The 654-nt window shown below is 71.4% G+C and carries 1 protein-coding gene; it reads left to right on the top strand.

All coding sequences use genetic code 11. The features are described 5' to 3' along the window. Positions 1-58: 58 nt before the first annotated feature. Positions 59-654: AMP-binding protein (locus ACFWJO_RS38785; protein WP_386872918.1), on the top strand; the 596-nt coding region annotated here is incomplete at its 3' end.

The raw sequence follows: 654 nt of genomic DNA, 5'->3' as shown, positions 1-654 counted from the left end.
GTCCTACGAGGCCCTCCTCGACGGGCAGGAGCCGCTCGAGACAGCGGACCTGCCGAACGTGAGTGAGCGCTCCGCCTCCGGCGCCTGCTACACCACGGGCACCACCGGCCGTCCCAAGGGCGTCTTCTACTCGCACCGGGCCACCTGGCTGCACGCGCACGCCGTGGTGTCCACCCTGGGCATGACCATGGCGGACACCGCCCTGCTGCTGACCCCCATGTTCCACGCGCAGTGCTGGGGCCTGCCGTTCGCCGCCGTCGCCGTGGGCGCGCGCCTGGTGCTGCCGGGCCGGTTCAACCTCACGGACACCCCGTGGCTGACCTCCACCCTCGTGGACCACGGCGTCACCGTGGCCCCGGCAGCCCCCGCGATCCTCATGCCGATGCTCCACCACCTCCGCACCCTCGAGACGCCCCCACGGATGGACGGCGTGCGCCTGCTGTGCGGCGCGACCGAGCCCCCCGTGGCCATGATGCGCGGCTTCGACGAGCTCACCGGCGCGGAGGTCATCCACGCCTACGGCGCCACGGAGACCTCGCCCATCGTCTCCCTCAACCGCATGAAGCCGAGCCTCATGGACACCCTCTCCGAGGACGAGCGGTGGAACCTCAAGCGGTTCCAGGGCCTCGTCGTCGTCGGGGTGGACGTGAAGAT

Origin of the sequence: Streptomyces sp. NPDC127092, from assembly GCF_042722475.1 — a bacterium.
Taxonomy (GTDB): Bacteria; Actinomycetota; Actinomycetes; order Streptomycetales; family Streptomycetaceae; genus Streptomyces.
This window is presented reverse-complemented; position numbering and strand designations above follow the sequence as displayed.